The organism is Neisseria blantyrii (assembly GCF_962747855.1).
In the GTDB taxonomy this organism is placed as follows: domain Bacteria; phylum Pseudomonadota; class Gammaproteobacteria; order Burkholderiales; family Neisseriaceae; genus Neisseria; species Neisseria viridiae.
The window spans coordinates 1-17,853 of sequence record NZ_CAUIZY010000005.1 but is presented as its reverse complement, the minus strand read 5'-3'; the positions used below and the strand labels follow the sequence as shown (position 1 = coordinate 17,853).

General features: G+C 51.4%; 14 protein-coding genes and 1 riboswitch. Of the genes, 9 read left to right on the top strand and 5 right to left on the bottom strand.

Going from position 1 to position 17,853, the window contains the following annotated elements; genetic code table 11:
- Positions 1-352 precede the first annotated feature (352 nt).
- Complete coding sequence (locus Q9J80_RS05575) at positions 353-712, bottom strand: YbaN family protein (RefSeq protein WP_003753889.1); 360 nt, start codon at positions 710-712, stop codon at positions 353-355.
- A gap of 101 nt (positions 713-813) precedes the next feature.
- Complete coding sequence (locus tag Q9J80_RS05570) at positions 814-1,290, bottom strand: Lrp/AsnC family transcriptional regulator (protein WP_003753890.1); 477 nt, start codon at positions 1,288-1,290, stop codon at positions 814-816.
- Between the two features lie 202 nt (positions 1,291-1,492).
- A riboswitch (glycine riboswitch) is annotated at positions 1,493-1,589 on the top strand.
- Positions 1,590-1,796: 207 nt separating this feature from the next.
- On the opposite strand from Q9J80_RS05570, the gene gcvT reads away from it, so the two are divergent.
- The 9 genes from gcvT (at position 1,797) to Q9J80_RS05525 (ending at position 13,436) form a co-directional block, all read left to right on the top strand.
- On the top strand, positions 1,797-2,897 hold the full coding sequence (gene gcvT, locus Q9J80_RS05565; protein ID WP_301673456.1) for a glycine cleavage system aminomethyltransferase GcvT: 1,101 nt from the start codon (positions 1,797-1,799) through the stop codon (positions 2,895-2,897).
- Positions 2,898-3,058: 161 nt separating this feature from the next.
- Entirely contained in the window at positions 3,059-3,445 is a 387-nt protein-coding gene (gene gcvH, locus Q9J80_RS05560; protein WP_301673457.1) for a glycine cleavage system protein GcvH, read from the top strand.
- Between the two features lie 147 nt (positions 3,446-3,592).
- Positions 3,593-4,840: a glutamyl-tRNA reductase gene (gene hemA, locus Q9J80_RS05555; RefSeq protein WP_107862672.1), complete on the top strand. Its 1,248-nt coding sequence runs from the start codon at positions 3,593-3,595 to the stop codon at positions 4,838-4,840.
- Positions 4,841-5,240: 400 nt separating this feature from the next.
- Positions 5,241-7,547 carry a NosR/NirI family protein gene (locus Q9J80_RS05550; RefSeq protein ID WP_301673458.1) on the top strand — a complete coding sequence of 769 codons (2,307 nt, stop codon included), beginning with the start codon at positions 5,241-5,243 and terminating at the stop codon, positions 7,545-7,547.
- A 127-nt stretch (positions 7,548-7,674) separates the two neighbouring features.
- A complete protein-coding gene (gene nosZ / locus Q9J80_RS05545; protein ID WP_301673459.1) occupies positions 7,675-9,636 on the top strand; it encodes a TAT-dependent nitrous-oxide reductase in 1,962 nt (653 codons plus the stop codon).
- Between the two features lie 172 nt (positions 9,637-9,808).
- A complete protein-coding gene (locus Q9J80_RS05540; protein WP_301673460.1) occupies positions 9,809-11,164 on the top strand; it encodes a nitrous oxide reductase family maturation protein NosD in 1,356 nt (451 codons plus the stop codon).
- A gap of 57 nt (positions 11,165-11,221) precedes the next feature.
- Complete coding sequence (locus Q9J80_RS05535; RefSeq protein WP_301673740.1) at positions 11,222-12,118, top strand: ABC transporter ATP-binding protein; 897 nt, start codon at positions 11,222-11,224, stop codon at positions 12,116-12,118.
- Positions 12,115-12,945, top strand: a complete 831-nt coding sequence (locus Q9J80_RS05530) for an ABC transporter permease (protein WP_003709598.1) — start codon at positions 12,115-12,117, stop codon at positions 12,943-12,945. The genes Q9J80_RS05535 and Q9J80_RS05530 overlap by 4 nt, the downstream gene beginning before the upstream one ends.
- Positions 12,942-13,436 carry a nitrous oxide reductase accessory protein NosL gene (locus Q9J80_RS05525; RefSeq protein ID WP_118787254.1) on the top strand — a complete coding sequence of 165 codons (495 nt, stop codon included), beginning with the start codon at positions 12,942-12,944 and terminating at the stop codon, positions 13,434-13,436. Before Q9J80_RS05530 ends, Q9J80_RS05525 begins: the two co-directional genes overlap by 4 nt.
- 134 nt (positions 13,437-13,570) lie before the next feature.
- On the opposite strand, the gene Q9J80_RS05520 is transcribed toward Q9J80_RS05525, so the two are convergent.
- From Q9J80_RS05520 to Q9J80_RS05510, 3 genes are all read right to left on the bottom strand, one after another.
- On the bottom strand, positions 13,571-15,232 hold the full coding sequence (locus Q9J80_RS05520) for an electron transfer flavoprotein-ubiquinone oxidoreductase (protein ID WP_304672736.1): 1,662 nt from the start codon (positions 15,230-15,232) through the stop codon (positions 13,571-13,573).
- Positions 15,233-15,361: 129 nt separating this feature from the next.
- Positions 15,362-16,282: a glycosyltransferase family 2 protein gene (locus tag Q9J80_RS05515; protein ID WP_304672735.1), complete on the bottom strand. Its 921-nt coding sequence runs from the start codon at positions 16,280-16,282 to the stop codon at positions 15,362-15,364.
- Between the two features lie 267 nt (positions 16,283-16,549).
- Positions 16,550-17,746 (bottom strand): YadA family autotransporter adhesin, encoded by a 1,197-nt coding sequence (locus Q9J80_RS05510; protein WP_304672734.1) that lies wholly within the window; start codon positions 17,744-17,746, stop codon positions 16,550-16,552.
- Positions 17,747-17,853: the final 107 nt, after the last annotated feature.

Genomic DNA, 17,853 nt, shown 5'->3' with positions numbered 1-17,853 from the left:
TCCTCGATTCAAGCGCTGCCTTGCGCGGCGCGCGGGAGTGATACAGGCTTCGTGCCGCCCGGACATAGGCGGACTGTGCTGCCTGTTTGTTTTTGAAAAAAGTTTTCCGATTGATTGTAAAGTAAATAATCAGGATAAACCAGTTTCCCAAACTGGAAGGCGGCGGGAAGGCGGATTGCCGTGCTTGGGAATATATGTTCTTTTTGATAAATAATTTTATTTAAAACAAATAAATATATGTCTTTAATAAATAATCTATCGAAAACGAAAAATGAATTTATTTTAACATATATTTGCAATGAAACAGGTTTGCCCCACCCGTTTGTTTGCCCTTATCCCTTTCAGACGGCATTCAAGATTCGGGCCTGCGCCACATCCATATGGCGACAAGGGAACAAAAAACCGATGAAACCGCCCCGACCCACCAGCGTTGGGGAAACTGCCAAAACATCATCAGACAGGATGCGGTCATCATACTGATGGCGAAAATCTTGGCTTTGCGCGGCACTGCGCCGTTTTGTTCCCAGTTATGAACCATCGGACCGAAATAGCGGTGCCGGTGCAGCCAGCGGTGAAAACGCGGGGATGCCTTTGCCCAGCAGGCGGCGGAGAGCAGTACGAACGGCGTGGTCGGCAACAGCGGCAAAAAAATGCCGATGATACCCAACAGCAGGGAAATGCAGCCGCAAATAATCAATAGATAACGTATCATTTTCCAATCCGGTCTTTATCGGAGACAAACAGGTATTGTAAGAATCCCGCCCGTTTCTATCCGCCGTGCCGGTAGGGAAAATGGGGAGGAAGGTCTTATTCCTACAACAGATGGTTGAGTGGTAGGGATGTGGTATGTTTGATTTCTTTTAAAACGAAACTTGATTGGGCATCCTGTACGCCGTGGTGGGATAAAAGAGTGTCAAGAACGAAATGGGAGAACGCGCTCATGTCGGTAAAAAATGCTTGAAGCAGGTAGTCGGTTTCCCCTGTCAGGGCGAAGCAGCTCAAGACTTCCGGCCATTTTCGAACCGATGCGGCAAAATCTTCCCGCGCGTCTTTTGCTTTGCTGATGGAAACGCGGATAAATGCCTGAAGCCCCAAGTTGACGGATTCCGGAGACAGCAGCGCGGCATATTGGCGGACGATGCCGGCATCTTCCAACTGCTTCAGACGGCGCAGGCACGGAGAAGGAGAAAGTGCGACACGTTCGGACAGTTCGACATTGGTCAGCCTGCCGTTTTCCTGGAGAACCTGTAAGATTTTAATATCGGTTTTGTCTAAAGTGAGTTGGGGCATATTTGCGTTCCGTTTTAAGGAATTCGGATTGTCTGTCCGTATGTTTGCGGCAATCCGCACAGATGGAGGCCATATTAACATATAAAAAGTTATACCGTCATCCGGGACAAATTTTGTTTTCGGAAAATCATGTGGAAACAGAGGCGGTCGGTTTGCATCTCTTTAAGACGGCTTGCCCAAACTGCCTTTTCAAGCCATAATCGCGCCATGTGCAGGAGAGAGCTACACCCGATTACGCGTAGCCGCCGAAGGCGCAGATGCCCTTAAATCGCTCAGGCAACAGGGACTGCACATTGAAATAAAACATCTGGAGAGTGGTGCAATCGCACCCACCGAAGGGGAGAAGGCCGTCTGAACCACCATTCAGACAACCGCGCAAAGCAGTGAGCAGACTGGTTTGCCGTCAAGCGGATACGGCCGAAAATCTCAGGTTCAAGGACAGATAGGGTCATCCGCGCATAGGTGCGCGGGCGGCATCTGAACAAAAAATCCGGAGAAACTTGAGAATGACTGCTCTGAAAACCACCCCGTTTCATCAAGCCCATCAAGATGCAGGCGCGAAGCTGGTCGATTTTGCCGGCTGGGAGCTGCCCATCCATTATGGTTCACAAATCGCCGAACACGAAGCCGTGCGCACCGATGCCGGTATGTTTGACGTATCCCATATGCTCGTTACCGACGTAGCAGGCGCAAATGCCAAAGCCTTTTTCCGCAAACTGATTGCCAACGACGTTGCCAAACTCGCCTTCGTCGGCAAAGCCCTTTATTCCGCGCTGCTCAACGACAACGGCGGCGTGATTGACGACTTGATCGTTTACCGCACCAATGAAGCCGAAACCCAATACCGCATCGTGTCCAACGGCGCGACCCGCGAAAAAGACACGGCGCAATTCCACAAAGTCGGACGAGAGTTCGGCGTTGCCTTCAACCCGCGCTACGACCTCGGTATGCTTGCCGTGCAAGGTCCTAAAGCCATCGAAAAACTCCTGACCGTCAAACCCGAATGGGCGGATGTCGTCCACAACCTCAAACCGTTCCAAGGTGCAGATTTGGGCAACGACTGGTTTGTCGCCCGCACCGGCTATACCGGCGAAGACGGCGTCGAAGTGATTCTGCCGGGCACTGAAGCCGTCGCATTCTTCAAAGCCCTGCAACAAGCCGGCGTACAGCCTTGCGGCCTCGGCGCACGCGACACCCTGCGCATGGAAGCCGGTATGAACCTCTACGGCAACGATATGGACGACGACACCAGCCCGCTCGAAGCAGGCATGGGTTGGACGGTCGATTTGAAAGACGAAAGCCGCGATTTCGTCGGTAAAGCCGCCTTGCTGGCATTGAAAGAAAAAGGCGTTGCCGTCAAACAAGTCGGTTTGCTGCTCGACAAAGGCGGCATCCTGCGCGCGCATATGGAAGTGTTGACCGACAAAGGCAAAGGCGAAACCACCAGCGGCGTATTCTCTCCAAGCCTGAAACAATCCATCGCCATTGCCCGCGTACCGAAAGATTTTGACGGCGATACCGCCAAAGTCCTGATTCGCGGCAAAGAAGCGGACGTGCGCGTATTGAAGCTGCCGTTCGTCCGCAACGGTCAAAAACAGTTTGATTAATATCGGTTCAGACGGCATTTTCATTTCATATGCCGTCTGAAAGCAGGTTTTAATTGTTGTCCGATACGGACGTTTGTGGAAAGCCTTGAACAAGGTATCTGTGGATATTGATTCATGCAGATGCCGTCTGAAAATAACCCCTATCAATGGAGTATCAAACCATGAGCAACAACATCCCAGCCGAACTGAAATACGTTGCCAGCCATGAATGGCTGCGCCTTGAAGAAGACGGTACCATCACCGTCGGCATTACCCACCACGCGCAAGAGCTGTTGGGCGACATCGTGTTTGTCGAGCTGCCCGAAGTCGGCGCGAACCTTGCCGCCGAAGAACAAGCCGGTGTGGTTGAGTCTGTAAAAGCCGCATCCGACGTGTATGCCCCGATTGCGGGCGAAGTCGTTGCCGTCAACGATGACTTGCCCAGCGCACCGGAAACTGCCAACAGCGCCCCTTACGGCGCAGGCTGGTTCTTCAAAATCAAACCTGCCAATCCTGCCGACTACGACGGTCTTTTGACTGCTGAACAATACGCAGGCGAAGTAGATTAAATTCCTATCCTGATAATAGGATGCCTTATTTAAGGAACTGCACTTTCAGACGGCATTTCTGCGGTCGGAGGTGCAGTTTTTTGTCCGTGTTTTAAGGAAGTAGTTAGGCTATAATAACGGTCTATATCCATCTTCACCGATTTTTTCATGCAACTTACCGCTGTCGGACTCAATCATCAAACCGCACCTTTAAGCATACGGGAAAAGCTGGCGTTTGCCGCTGCCTGCCTGCCCGAAGCCGTCCGCAATCTTGCCCGAAGCAATGCGGCAACGGAGGCGGTAATCCTTTCTACCTGCAACCGCACCGAGCTTTACTGTGTCGGCGATTCGGAAGAAATTATCCGATGGCTTGCCGATTACCACAGTTTGCCGATTGAAGAAATCCGTCCGTATCTGTACACGCTGGATATGCAGGAAACCGTGCGCCATGCTTTCCGCGTTGCCTGCGGGCTGGATTCGATGGTGTTGGGCGAGCCGCAGATTTTAGGACAGATTAAGGATGCGGTCAGAGTTGCTCAAGAGCAGGAAAGTATGGGTAAGAAACTCAATGCCCTGTTCCAAAAAACCTTTTCTGTTGCTAAAGAGGTCCGTACCGATACCGCTGTCGGCGAAAACTCGGTTTCCATGGCTTCAGCTTCCGTCAAATTGGCAGAGCAGATTTTCCCCGATATAGGCGACCTTAATGTTTTATTCATCGGTGCGGGTGAGATGATTGAGCTGGTTGCTACTTATTTTGCTGCTAAAAACCCCAGATTGATGACGGTTGCCAACCGGACGCTGGCGCGTGCACAGGAGTTGTGCGACAAACTCGGTGTTAACGCCGAACCGTGTCTGCTGTCCGATCTGCCTGCCATTCTGCACGATTACGACGTGGTGGTTTCTTCAACGGCGAGCCAGCTTCCGATAGTCGGCAAAGGCATGGTGGAGCGCGCATTGAAGCAAAGGCAGAGTATGCCGTTGTTTATGCTTGATTTGGCAGTGCCGCGCGATATTGAAGCGGAAGTCGGCGATTTGAATGATGCCTATCTTTATACGGTGGACGATATGGTCAATATCGTCCAAAGCGGTAAGGAGGCAAGGCAGAAGGCCGCCGCCGCCGCCGAAACGCTGGTGTCCGAGAAAGTTGCCGAATTTGTCCGGCAGCAGCAGGGCAGGCAGAGTGTCCCCTTGATTAAAGCCTTGCGGGACGAGGGCGAGAAAGCGCGCAAACAGGTGTTGGAAAATGCGATGAAACAGCTTGCCAAAGGCGCAACGGCAGAAGAGGTTTTGGAACGGCTGTCCGTCCAACTGACCAACAAGCTGCTGCATTCTCCAACTCAAACCTTGAATAAGGCGGGGGAAGAAGATAAAGATTTGGTTCATGCTGTCGCGCAGATTTATCATTTGGACAAATAACGGTGCGCCGGAAAAGGATGCCGTCTGAAGGGGTTTCAGACGGCATATTTTTGTGCTGTCTGACAACATCGTGAAATCCCACATTATAGTGGATTAACAAAAACCAGTACGGCGTTGCCTCGCCTTAGCTCAAAGAGAACGATTCTCTAAGGTGCTGAAGCACCAAGTGAATCGGTTCCGTACTGTTTGTACTGTCTGCGGCTTCGTCGCCTTGTCCTGATTTTTGTTAATCCACTATATATCGATGTAATTACAAAGTATTATCCCGTATGCAGATTGGTTTTAAGATTTGTAAATTTGATTTGCATCAAAAAATCGCCGATAGATGATTCATATAATATCCATATTAAAGAGTATCGGTATATCGGTGATGGCTATGTCCTGTTTTTCAATCCGGCGTATGTCCGTGTTTCGGGCGCGGATAACGGCGTTTTTTGCCGCCTTTGTCTTTTTGACGGCGGCATTGCCCGCCTATGCGGAGCGTCTGCCTGATTTTTTGGCGAAAATCCAACCTTCGGAAATCTTCCCGGGAGCGGATCGTTACGGCAAGCCGGAAGGCAAGCCTATGGTCGCCCGCGTTTACAAAGGCGATGAGCAGCTCGGTTTGGTCTATATCACAACCGATGTGGTCAATACGCGCGGTTATTCGAGCAAGCCGATTGATACGCTGATGGCGTTGGCAAACGACGGCACGATAGCAGGGGCGAAACTGGTCGATCATCACGAGCCGATTATGCTGATCGGTATCCCGCAGTCGCGTGTCGATAAATTCATCGACAAATATATCGGTCTGAACTTTATTAAAAATCCGCCGACTCCGGGCGTGGCGCCGGGCGACATTATCAGCGGTGCGACTGTTACGCTGATGGTGATTAACGACAGTATCCAGCGTTCGTACAAGGTCATTGCCAACCAATACCGTTTGGGTTCGGATAAGGCTCTTCAGACGGCATCCGCTTCCGATGTTCAGGAAGCCGCGCCTGCGGTAAAAACCCGTCCGCGCCGTATGGCAAATCCCGACAAGCAGGATATTTTGTCTTGGGACGAACTTTTGAAACAAAAGGCCGTCGGCCATCTGCATATCACGCTGGATCAAATCAACAAACTGTTTGAGAAAGGCGGCAAGGTCGGCGTGGCCGAACACGCCGAACAGGGCGATCCTGACGATACCTTTATCGATTTATATGTTGCTTTGGTCAGCCAGCCCTCCATCGGTAAAAGCCTGCTGGGAGAGGACGGCTGGGTACATCTGCAAAAACGGCTGAAACCCGGGCAGCAGGCGGTTTTGGTTGCCGGGGAGGGTCGTTATTCTTGGAAAGGTTCGGGTTATGTGCGCGGCGGTATTTTCGACCGTATCGAGATGATTCAGGGAGAGAACAGCTTCCGTTTTACCGATGCCCAACACGAACGCGTCGTCGCGCTGTCCGCCGCCGGTGCGCCGCGCTTTAAAGAAGTTTCTTGGTTTACCATCCCTGAAGGCGTAGAGTTTGACGGTGCGGAGCCGTGGCGGCTGCAATTAATGGTTCAGCGCGTCTTGAGCGTGAACGATAAAGCCTTCGTTACCGCCGATTTGGATTACGAACTGCCCCAAGCTTATTACGTCGACGATCCCAAAGCACCGCCCGTAGAAATCAGCGCGCCTGTCGAAGCCGTACCTGCCGCGGCATCCGATACTGCTTCAGACGGCATTGCCGAAGATGCGTCAGCTGAAAACGGTGTATCCGACCAATTATGGAAACAGATTTGGAAAGCGAAACAGGGGCAGATTGTCGTCGTCGGCATTGCGCTGACCATATTGTTACTGGTGTTTTTGTTCCAAGACTGGATTGTGCGTTACGAAAAATGGTACGACCGCTTCCGCCTCGCCTTTTTGACCTTCACGCTCTTCTATATCGGCTGGTATGCACAGGCGCAGCTTTCGGTTGTCAATACGTTGACGCTGTTTTCCGCCATCCTTACCGAATTTCATTGGGAATTCTTCCTGATGGATCCGATTGTGTTCATCCTTTGGCTGTTTACCGCCGCGACTATGCTGTTGTGGAACAGGGGGACGTTTTGCGGTTGGCTGTGTCCGTTCGGCTCATTACAGGAATTGACCAACAGGATTGCCAAAAAACTGGGTGTGAAACAGATTATCGTGCCGCATATGCTGCATACCCGTTTGAGCGTTATCAAATATCTGATTTTCTTCGGACTTTTGGCAATTTCGCTGTATGATTTGGGTACGGCGGAAAAATTTGCCGAAGTCGAACCGTTCAAAACCGCAATTATTTTGAAATTCATGCGCGATTGGTGGTTTGTCGCCTTTGCCGTGGCACTTTTGATTGCGGGGCTGTTTATCGAACGCTTCTTCTGCCGTTATCTGTGTCCTTTGGGTGCGGGCATCGCGCTGCCGGGCAGATTCCGCGTGTTCGACTGGCTGCGCCGCTACAAAATGTGCGGCAACCCCTGCCAAATCTGTACGCACGAATGCCCCGTTCAGGCAATCGCGCCCGAGGGCGACATCCATCCGAACGAATGTATCCAGTGCCTGCACTGCCAAGTCATGTACCACCACGATACGCGCTGTCCGCAAGTTGTGGCAGTGAATAAGAAAAAACAAAAACAGGCTGCTGCAAAATCAGGGGAATTGGAGAGTGTCTCCAAGCAGCCGCAGGAACAGGTCGTCCGTTTTGTCAAACCCGAAACGGCGCAATCTGAAAAATAAGCATACGGGGGAAGTCTGAAGCCAAAGTGTCAGGCAGGCAGGGTTTCCCCGGAAGGATAATAAAATTTTTTCCCATCGGCTTGCCGTCTGAAAACCGGTTTGCCGTATTTTATCCAAGGAGTGTTGTATGTCAGACGAAAAATTAGAACAAAACGGCTTGAGCCGTCGTTCATTCTTAGGTACGGCCGCCGCTTCCGGTGCAGGTATTGCCGGTGCGGGCCTGTTGGGTTTGGCGGGTTGCTCTAAAGACGGCGAACAGGCTGCTGCTTCTGGCGCCGCCCCTGTCGCCAAGGAGCATGGTGAAGCCAAACCAGGTCAACTGTCTTCCGAAGTCGGTCCGGGCGAACTCGACCAATATTACGGCTTCCTTTCCGGCGGTCAGTCCGGCGAGATGCGCCTGATTGGTCTGCCTTCCATGCGCGAACTGATGCGTATCCCCGTGTTCAATATGGACAGTGCGACCGGTTGGGGACGTACCAATGAGAGCTTGAAAGTCCTCAACGGCAATATTACTGAAGAAACCCGTAAATTCTTAAAAGACAGCGGCCTGCGCTGCTACCCCAACGGCGACCTTCACCACCCGCACTTGTCGTTTACCGACCAAACTTATGACGGCCGCTATGCCTATGCCAACGACAAGGCAAACAACCGCGTCTGCCGCGTGCGTTTGGATGTGATGAAGGCCGACAAAATCATCGACATCCCCAATGCCTCGGGTATTCACGGTCTGCGTCCGCAACGTTATCCGAAAACCGGTTATATCTTTGCCAACGGCGAACACATCACCCCCGTCAGCGGCGTAGGCAAACTGGATGATGCGAAAACCTGGAATGCCGTTTATACCGCCATCGACGGCGAAACCATGGAAATCGCATGGCAGGTATTGGTTGACGGCAACTTGGACAACGGCGATGCCGATTACCAAGGCAAATATTCTTTTTCCACCTGCTACAACTCCGAGCGCGCGCTGACCGTGCAAGGTGCGTCTTCCAACGAGCAGGACTGGTGCGTCGTTTTCGACCTGAAAGCCATCGAGGAAGGCATCAAAGCGGGCGACTTCAAAGAAGTGAACGGCGTGAAAATGCTGGACGGCCGCGCTGAAGCCAAATCCAAATACACGCGTTATATCCCCGTGCCGAACTCTCCGCACGGCTGTAATGCTTCTCCCGACGGCAAATACATTATGCTCAACGGCAAGCTGTCTCCGACCGTTACCGTATTGGATGTCAGCAAGCTGGACGATTTGTTCGCCGGCAAAATCAAAGAGCGCGATGTGGTCGTAGCCGAACCGCAACTGGGTCTCGGTCCCTTACACACTGCATTTGACGGTCGCGGCAATGCTTATACGACATTGTTTATCGACAGCCAAATGGTGAAATGGAACATCGACGACGCAATCAAAGCCTACAAAGGCGATAAAGTCGATCCGATCAAACAAAAACTCGACGTTCACTACCAACCGGGCCACAACCATACGACCATGGGCGAAACCAAAGAAGCCGACGGTCAATGGCTGGTGTCTTTGAACAAATTCTCCAAAGACCGCTTCTTGAATGCCGGCCCGTTGAAACCCGAGTGCGACCAATTGATCGACATCTCCGGCGACGAAATGCGTCTGGTACACGACAACCCGACTTTTGCTGAACCGCACGACTTGTGTTTGGTTGCCGCGTCCAAACTGAACCCGGGCAAAACTTGGGACCGTAAAGACCCTTGGTTCTGGCAGGATGCTTTGGAACAGGCGAAAAAAGACGGTGTCGAGCTGGAAAAAGCCGCCAAAGTCGTACGCGAAGGCAACAAAGTACGCGTGTACATGACTGCCGTTGCGCCTGCATTCAGCATTCCGCAGTTTGAAGTGAACCAAGGCGACGAAGTAACCGTTTACGTTACCAACGTCGAAACCATCGAGGACCTGACCCACGGCTTCACTTTGGAAGGCTACGGCATCGCTATGGAAATCGGCCCGCAAGCCACTTCTTCCGTAACCTTCAAAGCCGTCCGTCCGGGCGTGCACTGGTACTACTGCCAATGGTTCTGCCACGCATTGCATATGGAAATGTCCGGTCAGATGATTGTTCATCCCAAATAATGCGGCCTGACGGCTGAATATTGAGAATGCCGTCTGAAGGCAACAGGTCTTCAGACGGCATTTATAGCCAAACCGCTTGCCGTACCGTTTCAGGCGGTTTCGCTATAAAAACAGGCACATTTGAATGATGCTTTATTTTGTTCGGCCATACCGAACGAAACAGAGGGACACTATGCACACATCCGCGCTCCGTATATGGCTGAAGGCCGTGCTGATACTTGCCGCCGGCAGCATTTTTCAGACGGCATCGGCAGCCGTCGTCCACGTTTCCCCGCAAGACAACCTTGCCGAAATTTTTGCCCGCGCCCAGGCGGGCGATACGCTCAAACTGGCTTCCGGCGTATATCAAACCAAACTTTATATCGACAAACCGATTACGATTGAAGGACCTGCCGACCGTTCTGCAACCATCGAAGGGGACAGGAGCGGGCGTACCATAGCCATACACGCGCCGGACGTAACGCTCCGCAACCTGACCGTTACCCGTTCCGGTATGAGTCTGCCTGCAATGGATGCTGGTATTTATCTCGAAGAAACCGCCCCGCGCGCCCTGATTGAACACAACAATATTTTGGATAATTCGGTCGGCGTCTATCTGCACGGTTCTGCCGATGCGATGGTGCGCGAGAACAAAATTGTCGGCGATGCGACTTTGCGCGTGAACGAGCGCGGCAACGGCGTTACCGTTTGGAACGCGCCCGGCGCGCAGGTCGTCGGCAACGACATTTCCAAAGGGCGGGACGGCATTTTTTCCAACACCAGCACGCACAACACCTATAAAAACAACCGCTTCAGCGATTTGCGTTTCGCCGTCCACTATATGTACACCAACGACAGCGAAGTCAGCGGCAATATTTCCGTGGGCAACAATATGGGCTATGTGCTGATGTTTTCCGAGCGGCTCAAAGTATTCGACAATATTGCCGTCGGCAGCCGCGACCAGGGCATCATGCTCAACTATGTCAACTATTCCGATATTCACGACAACATTATCAACAAGGCGGGCAAGTGCGTATTCGCCTACAATGCCAACTACGATAAACTTTTCGCCAATCATTTTGAAAACTGTCAAATCGGCATACACTTTACCGCCGCCATCGAAGGTACGATCCTGCATGACAATTCCTTCATCAACAACGAAAGCCAGGTCAAATATGTCAGCACGCGTTTTCTCGACTGGAGCGAGGGCGGACACGGCAACTACTGGAGCGACAATAGCGCATTTGATCTTGACGGCGACGGCTTTGGCGACAGCGCGTACCGCCCCAACGGCATTATCGACCAAATCATCTGGCGCGCACCGGTTGCACGCCTTCTGATGAACAGTCCTGCAATCAGCATCGTCAAATGGGCGCAGGCGCAGTTTCCCGCCGTTCTGCCCGGCGGCGTGGTGGACAGCAAACCGCTGATGAAGCCTTATGCCCCCAAAATTCAAACCCGTTATCAGGCGATGAAGGACGAACTGCTCAAAGAAGCCGAAACGCGGCAGTCGGAATGGGGCAGGGCGGAAAACGGTTCTTTGAACTAGTCTGCTTCAGACGGCATCCGGATCCAAATGCCGTCTGAAAACACAAAAGGAACAACCATGACCACACATCATGTCGAATTGAGGAAGGTAACCAAACGGTTCGGGGCGCAAAAAGCGGTCAACCAAGTCGATTTGGTTTTGAAGGCAGGAGAAAGCGTCGGGCTTGCCGGACACAACGGTGCGGGCAAGTCCACCATTATGAAGCTGATACTCGGGCTGATTACCCCGACCGAAGGCGAAGTGATGCTTTTGGGCGAACGTACCGGCAGCAAAGCGGGGGCGCAGCTGCGCAGTCAAATCGGCTACCTGCCCGAAACTGTTGCGCTGCACCCTTCGCTGACCGGCATCGAAACGCTGGACTTTTACGCGAAACTTAAGAAACAGCCGCTTACCCAGAACCGGGGACTGCTTGAGCGCGTCGGTATTTCACAGGCGGCACACCGCCGCGTCGGCACTTATTCTAAAGGGATGCGCCAACGCCTTGCCTTGGCACAAGCCCTGCTGGGCGAGCCCAAAGTCCTGCTGTTTGACGAACCGACAACCGGTCTTGACCCTGCATCACGACAAATGTTTTACGAAGTCGTGCGCGAACTCAACGGGCGCGGCGCGACCGTATTGCTCAGTACCCACGCCCTTGCCGAGTTGGACGGACACGCCGACCGCATTATCGTGATGAAAAACGGCGTTAAGGTTGCCGATGGTAGTATGGACGAATTGCACGTTCAAAGCGGACTGCCGCTGACCGTCAATATCCGCCTCAATGCACCGCGCACCTTGAGCAGCCGCTGGCAGCCGCTTTCAGACGGCATTTCTTACCGGGCACAATGTCAGGCGGAAGAACGTATGAACCTTTTGGGCGAGTTGGGCAGCCTGTCCGACCTTGCCTATCTCGATATCCACACCCCGACGCTTGACGAAATGTATGCACAGTTCTTGAAAAGGGAGGACGTATGAACCCTGTTTGGATTATTACCGGTAAAGAAGTCCGCGACAGCCTGCGTAACCGCTGGGTGCTTGCCGCCGCCCTCCTGCTTGCCGCACTCGCCCTTTCTTTGGGTTTTCTCGGCAGCTCGCCCACCGGTTCGGTCAAGGTCGACCCGCTGACCGTTACCGTCGTCAGCCTGTCGAGCCTGTCTATTTTCCTGATTCCGCTGATTGCGATGCTGCTTTCTTATGACGCACTGATCGGCGAAATCGAACGCGGTACGATGGCGTTGCTGTTGAGTTATCCCATTTCGCGCAATCAAATACTTGCCGGCAAGTTTGTCGGACACCTCATCATCCTCGCCCTCGCCACCACGGCAGGTTACGGATTGGCAGGCATTACGCTGCAACTTGCCAACGGCAGTTTCGACATCGCCGCTTGGAAACCCTTTGCGCTGTTGATTGCCGCCAGCGTCATCCTCGGTGCGGCTTTTCTGTCTATGGGTTACTTAATCAGTGCAAAAGTCAAAGAACGGGGTACGGCGGCCGGTATTTCCATCGGCGTGTGGTTGTTTTTCGTCGTCATCTTCGATATGGCGCTTTTGGGTATTCTGGTTGCCGACTCGAAACAGGTTATCACCGCGCCCGTTGTTGAAACGGTGCTGCTGTTCAATCCCACCGATATTTACCGCCTGCTCAACCTGACCGGTTACGAAAATACGGCTATGTATGCGGGTATGGCGGGTTTGAGCGGACAAATCAGCCTGACTGTCCCCGTTTTGCTGACCGCGCAGGTTTTATGGGTTATCATTCCGCTTGTTTTGGCAGCCGGAATTTTTAGAAAGCGACAAATATGAAAAAAACCCTGTTGGCAATTGTTGCCGTTTTTGCCTTAAGTGCCTGCCGGCAGGCGGAAGAGGGACCGCCGCCTTTACCCCAGCAGATTAGCGACCGTTCGGTCGGACACTATTGCAGTATGAATCTGACCGAACACAACGGCCCCAAAGCCCAGATTTTTTTGAACGGCAAACCCGATCAGCCCGTTTGGTTCTCCACCATCAAGCAGATGTTCGGCTATACCAAGCTGCCCGAAGAACCCAAAGGCATCCGCGTGATTTACGTTACCGATATGGGCAATGTTACCGATTGGACGAATCCCAATGCCGACACGGAGTGGATAGATGCGAAAAAAGCCTTTTATGTCATTGACAGCGGCTTTATCGGCGGTATGGGTGCGGAAGACGCGCTGCCGTTCGGCAACAAGGAGCAGGCTGAAAAATTTGCAAAGGATAAAGGTGGAAAGGTCGTCGGTTTCGACGATATGCCCGATGCTTACATTTTCAAGTAAATCCAAACAAAAATGCCGTCTGAACGTTGAAGCCAAGGTTCAGACGGCATTTTTTTGTTACGGGTTCAAACGGGGCAGGTTTGAACAACGGCCCCATTCCTTATTCCTGACCGGGCGTAACGGCGGAATAAGGTTCACATCCCGCCGTAATTCGGCCCGCTCGCGCCTTCGGGACAAATCCAAGTGATGTTTTGCGTCGGGTCTTTGATGTCGCACGTTTTGCAGTGCACGCAGTTTGCCGCGTTGATTTGCAGGCGCGGGCTGCCGTTTTCTTCGACGATTTCATACACGCCGGCCGGACAATAGCGCGTTTCGGGCGAGGCGTATTCTTTGTAGTTCACGTCTATCATCGTTTGCGGATTTTTCAGCACCAAATGGTCGGGCTGGTTTTCTTCGTGCGCGAGATTGGCGAGAAAGACGCTGCTTAAGCGGTCGAAGGTCAACACGCCGTCGGGTTTCGGATAATCAATCGGTTTGCACGCGGCGGCTTTTTTGAGCTGCTCGTTGTCTTTACCGTGATGTTTCAAGGTCCACGGGGCTTTGCCTTTGAAAATCATCTGATCGATGCCGGTATAAAGTGAGCCGAGGTAAACGCCCCATTTGAATGACGGACGGACATTGCGCGCGGCATAAAGCTCTTGATACAGCCAGCTTTGTTCAAAACGTTGCTGATAATCCTCCGCCTCTTTGCCGCTGTCGAAACCCTCCACTTCTTCAAGGTTTTCCAACAAGGGGAACACGGCTTCGGCGGCAATCATAGCGGATTTCATCGCGGTATGGATGCCTTTGATGCGCGGCATATTCAGGAAACCCGCCGCGTCGCCGATTAAAACGCCCCCCTTGAACGAGAGCTTCGGCAAACTTTGCAGACCGCCTTCAATCAGCGAACGCGCGCCGTAAGCAATGCGGCGGCCGCCTTCAAAGGTTTTGCGGATTTCGGGATGGGTTTTGAAGCGTTGGAACTCTTCAAACGGCGACAGATACGGGTTTTGATAGTCCAAACCGACCACGAAGCCGACGGCGACTTTGTTGTCGTCGAAATGGTAAACAAACGCACCGCCGTAGGTTTTGCTGTCCAGCGGCCAGCCTGCGCTATGCACCACCAAACCGGGCTGATACTGTTCAGACGGCACTTCCCAAACTTCTTTAATGCCCAAGCCGTAAGTTTGCGGCTGGCTGTTTTGGTCGAGTTTGAAGTGTTCGATGATTTGCTTGGAAAGCGAACCGCGACAACCTTCGGCAAACAGGGTTTGCCGCGCCCAAAGCTCCATGCCGGGCTGGAATGAATCGGTCGGCTCGCCGTCTTTGCCCACGCCCATATTGCCGGTCGCAATGCCTTTGACCGAACCGTCTTCGTGATACAGCACTTCGGCGGCGGCAAAGCCCGGATAGATTTCCACACCCATATTTTCCGCCTGCTCCGCCAACCAGCGCACGACTTCGCCCAAGCTGGCGATGTAGTTGCCGTGATTGTCGAAATTGGGGGTAACGGGCAGATTAAACGCCTTTTTCTTAGTCAGGAACAACACTTTGTCCTGTGTTACCGCACGCGTCAGCGGTGCGCCTTTTTCTTTCCAGTCGGGAATCAACTCATTCAGCGCAATCGGATCGATAACCGCACCCGCCAGCGAATGCGCCCCCGCTTCAGAACCTTTCTCCACCACGCAAACGCTGATTTCGCGCCCGTTTTGTTCGGCAAGCTGCTTGAGTTTGATGGCGGCGGACAAACCCGACGGGCCTGCGCCGACAATCACGACATCGTATTGCATACTGTCGCGGGTGATGGATTCGGTCATAGCGGTTCCTATTGTTTATTATCGATTCTAAAGCGGGCAATTATACAACGCAGACAGTCGCTTACCAAATAAAACAATGCCGTCTGAAATAGCTTCTCAGGCATTCAGACGGCATTTGCCCTCATATGGTCAGAGATATTTTTTATCCGGCAGTTGTGCAAAGAGGCAGTCATATTCTTTCTTCAGTTCAGGGATATTTTTGACAATTCTGCCAATTTTATCGAATTCAATCAGTAGGATTTGACGGACAGTTTCTGCGTATCTTGAATCGGTCTGCCTTTCCATCAGCGGTACGAGGTAGGTAAGCAGATTGTGAAGGTAATCGGTCAGCCTGTGGTCGGCTAGGGCGGTTGTCAGACTTCCTTCTCTGCGGTGGTAAATAAAAAAGGGAATGTCAACCTCCAAGACTTTTCCGCCTGCAATCAGAAATTCAGAGATGAAAACCATATCTTCCCCAAAACGCATACCGTTGCGATAGGTAACACCCGTAGCGACAAGGTGGCGACGGTCAATCATAAAGCACATATTGTGTAGAGGCCAGTGATGAGGCAGACTCTGCATCAATATCCCCGGCATAGATGAGATTTTCCCATTGTGCTGTTCTTTAAATTGAAAAACGGGCTTACACCTCAACATATTTTTCCCCTCTTCATAAGGAGGACGGAGATATACGCCTTTAATCGCTTGAAGTCCGTTATCTTGAGCAAGTCTTGCCCACAAACCGAAATCTATGGGGTAAAGTTCGTCATCGGGGTCTAAGAACATAATGAAATCCCCCGTTGCAAGTTTTAATCCGGCATTGCGTGCCGCCGCCACGCCCCTGTTTTGGCTGCTGACAACGGTAATAAAGGGATATTGGTGCATATATTTCGCCAAGATTTCCGCACTGCCATCTGTCGAACCGTCATCTATCAGAATAATTTCTTTGCGAACCGTTTGACGCAATATGCTTTCGAGCGCGCGGGGGATATAGGATGCAACATTATAGACGGGCAGGATGAAGCTGATACTGGGTAGATTATCGGAGGTTGCTTTATCGTTGGAGTACATCTGAATCCTTAATTTGTTGTAAAAGGCGAAGTATGCAGATGGGCAACTTTAGGATATGGCCTGCATACAAAATCCAAAATGCCGCACTTATCTGCAAGTGCGGCATTTTTACTATAGGCTGTGTTCCAATAGGTATTGATGCAACGTCTTATCGGTTAAGAGATAGCTTTTATTCAAAAGAATAGATTTCTATCTAAATAAAAAATAATCGGTTTCCGTTACAAACAGCCGGAATCAATAAAACACAGCCGTATTAATGGCGGAAGATCACCATTGATAGCCGACAGCCGCTCCAAATAACGGTTTTTTGGTATTGTTGCCGGAGAAATTGAACGAAGCACCTGCCTTCAGGATTACTTTGCCGTTATCTGAGAGGCTGGAGTAACCGATTGCAAGAGCCTGTTCACCGTTGTAGTGTGCCGTAGAGGCGGATACCATCGAGTGTCCCGCATAAGTCGGTTGAGGAAGGAGTGCGATCGCTCCTGCTTTGGCGATACCGCCGTTCATTGATTTATCCAACTTGTCGACTTTTTGCTCTATAGAGGAAATCCGTTCATGCACCTCAAACAACTGTGCGCCGTTGACTGCGTCTGAGCTTGATGGAGAAATCCTGCCTGCCGCCAAGCCGCTTATACGGACTTCGCCATTGGGGCGTTCATTAGTAATTTTACCTTTGGCGGTCAGCATAGTACCGTCCGATTCTTCGGTTCGGGTAAATGCAGTATCGGCTTCCGCTTTGAGGAAGTCGATAAAGTCTCGTTCTGTTTTATTAGCACGTTTTCCAGTATCTAGAGATTTCCAAATTTCGTAGGCGGATTTGCCGTTTTCGCCTTTATCGCCTTTCTCACCTTTTTCACCTTGTGCACCTGCCTCACCTTTTTCGCCTTTAAGGGATTTCAGGAAGGCGGCTTCGGATGTGTCGGCGAGGGTTGTGTTCTGTTCTTTCCAGATTTCGTAGGCGGATTTGCCGTTTTCGCCTTTCCCTCCGGAGTTGGACATATTGTTGATTTTCTCTTTCAAATCTTCGGAAAGGGTTAGGGTTAGTCGTTCATCTGAATATTTAATTTTAACGTCTGATCCAGACTCAACTTTATCAGGTAAACCTTGAATAAATTCCTTAAGCTTTTCCTCAATCTTTTCAGGTACGTAGGAATACAGTTGACCTCCGGTAACCGCATCAGTCGATTCAAAACCAATCTCACCATTTGCAATCTCGGTAATCAAGGTGCCACCGCCGTCATAGCCGATGATGGTCTCCTCAATTTTATATGTACCCGAATTCCAATTGCCAACATTTTTTTTATTGTCAGCATCAGTTATTGGGTTTATAACCAGCTTTCCAACCGTCGTTACCTTATTGTCGTCAGCCTGAGCGTATGGCACGGCGGATATGCCGATTCCTGTGGCTGCTGCTGTGAGGATGAGTTTGGATATTGCCGTATGTTTTTTGTCGGAGTGGGTCATGATTGTACCAATTAGAGTTAACGCTAACGTAATTCTCCGATTATATATTCAGACCCTTACTCTGTAAATAATACGTTGTATTATTTTATCCATTTTTTTTTTTTTTT

Bases quoted from the DNA above. Each gene is read 5' to 3' on its own strand.
- Q9J80_RS05575 (WP_003753889.1), bottom strand. From the start codon at position 712: ATGATACGTTATCTATTGATTATTTGCGGCTGCATTTCCCTGCTGTTG.
- Q9J80_RS05570 (WP_003753890.1), bottom strand. From the start codon at position 1,290: ATGCCCCAACTCACTTTAGACAAAACCGATATTAAAATCTTACAGGTT.
- gcvT (WP_301673456.1), top strand. From the start codon at position 1,797: ATGACTGCTCTGAAAACCACCCCGTTTCATCAAGCCCATCAAGATGCA.
- gcvH (WP_301673457.1), top strand. From the start codon at position 3,059: ATGAGCAACAACATCCCAGCCGAACTGAAATACGTTGCCAGCCATGAA.
- hemA (WP_107862672.1), top strand. From the start codon at position 3,593: ATGCAACTTACCGCTGTCGGACTCAATCATCAAACCGCACCTTTAAGC.
- Q9J80_RS05550 (WP_301673458.1), top strand. From the start codon at position 5,241: ATGTCCGTGTTTCGGGCGCGGATAACGGCGTTTTTTGCCGCCTTTGTC.
- nosZ (WP_301673459.1), top strand. From the start codon at position 7,675: ATGTCAGACGAAAAATTAGAACAAAACGGCTTGAGCCGTCGTTCATTC.
- Q9J80_RS05540 (WP_301673460.1), top strand. From the start codon at position 9,809: ATGCACACATCCGCGCTCCGTATATGGCTGAAGGCCGTGCTGATACTT.
- Q9J80_RS05535 (WP_301673740.1), top strand. From the start codon at position 11,222: ATGACCACACATCATGTCGAATTGAGGAAGGTAACCAAACGGTTCGGG.
- Q9J80_RS05530 (WP_003709598.1), top strand. From the start codon at position 12,115: ATGAACCCTGTTTGGATTATTACCGGTAAAGAAGTCCGCGACAGCCTG.
- Q9J80_RS05525 (WP_118787254.1), top strand. From the start codon at position 12,942: ATGAAAAAAACCCTGTTGGCAATTGTTGCCGTTTTTGCCTTAAGTGCC.
- Q9J80_RS05520 (WP_304672736.1), bottom strand. From the start codon at position 15,232: ATGACCGAATCCATCACCCGCGACAGTATGCAATACGATGTCGTGATT.
- Q9J80_RS05515 (WP_304672735.1), bottom strand. From the start codon at position 16,282: ATGTACTCCAACGATAAAGCAACCTCCGATAATCTACCCAGTATCAGC.
- Q9J80_RS05510 (WP_304672734.1), bottom strand. From the start codon at position 17,746: ATGACCCACTCCGACAAAAAACATACGGCAATATCCAAACTCATCCTC.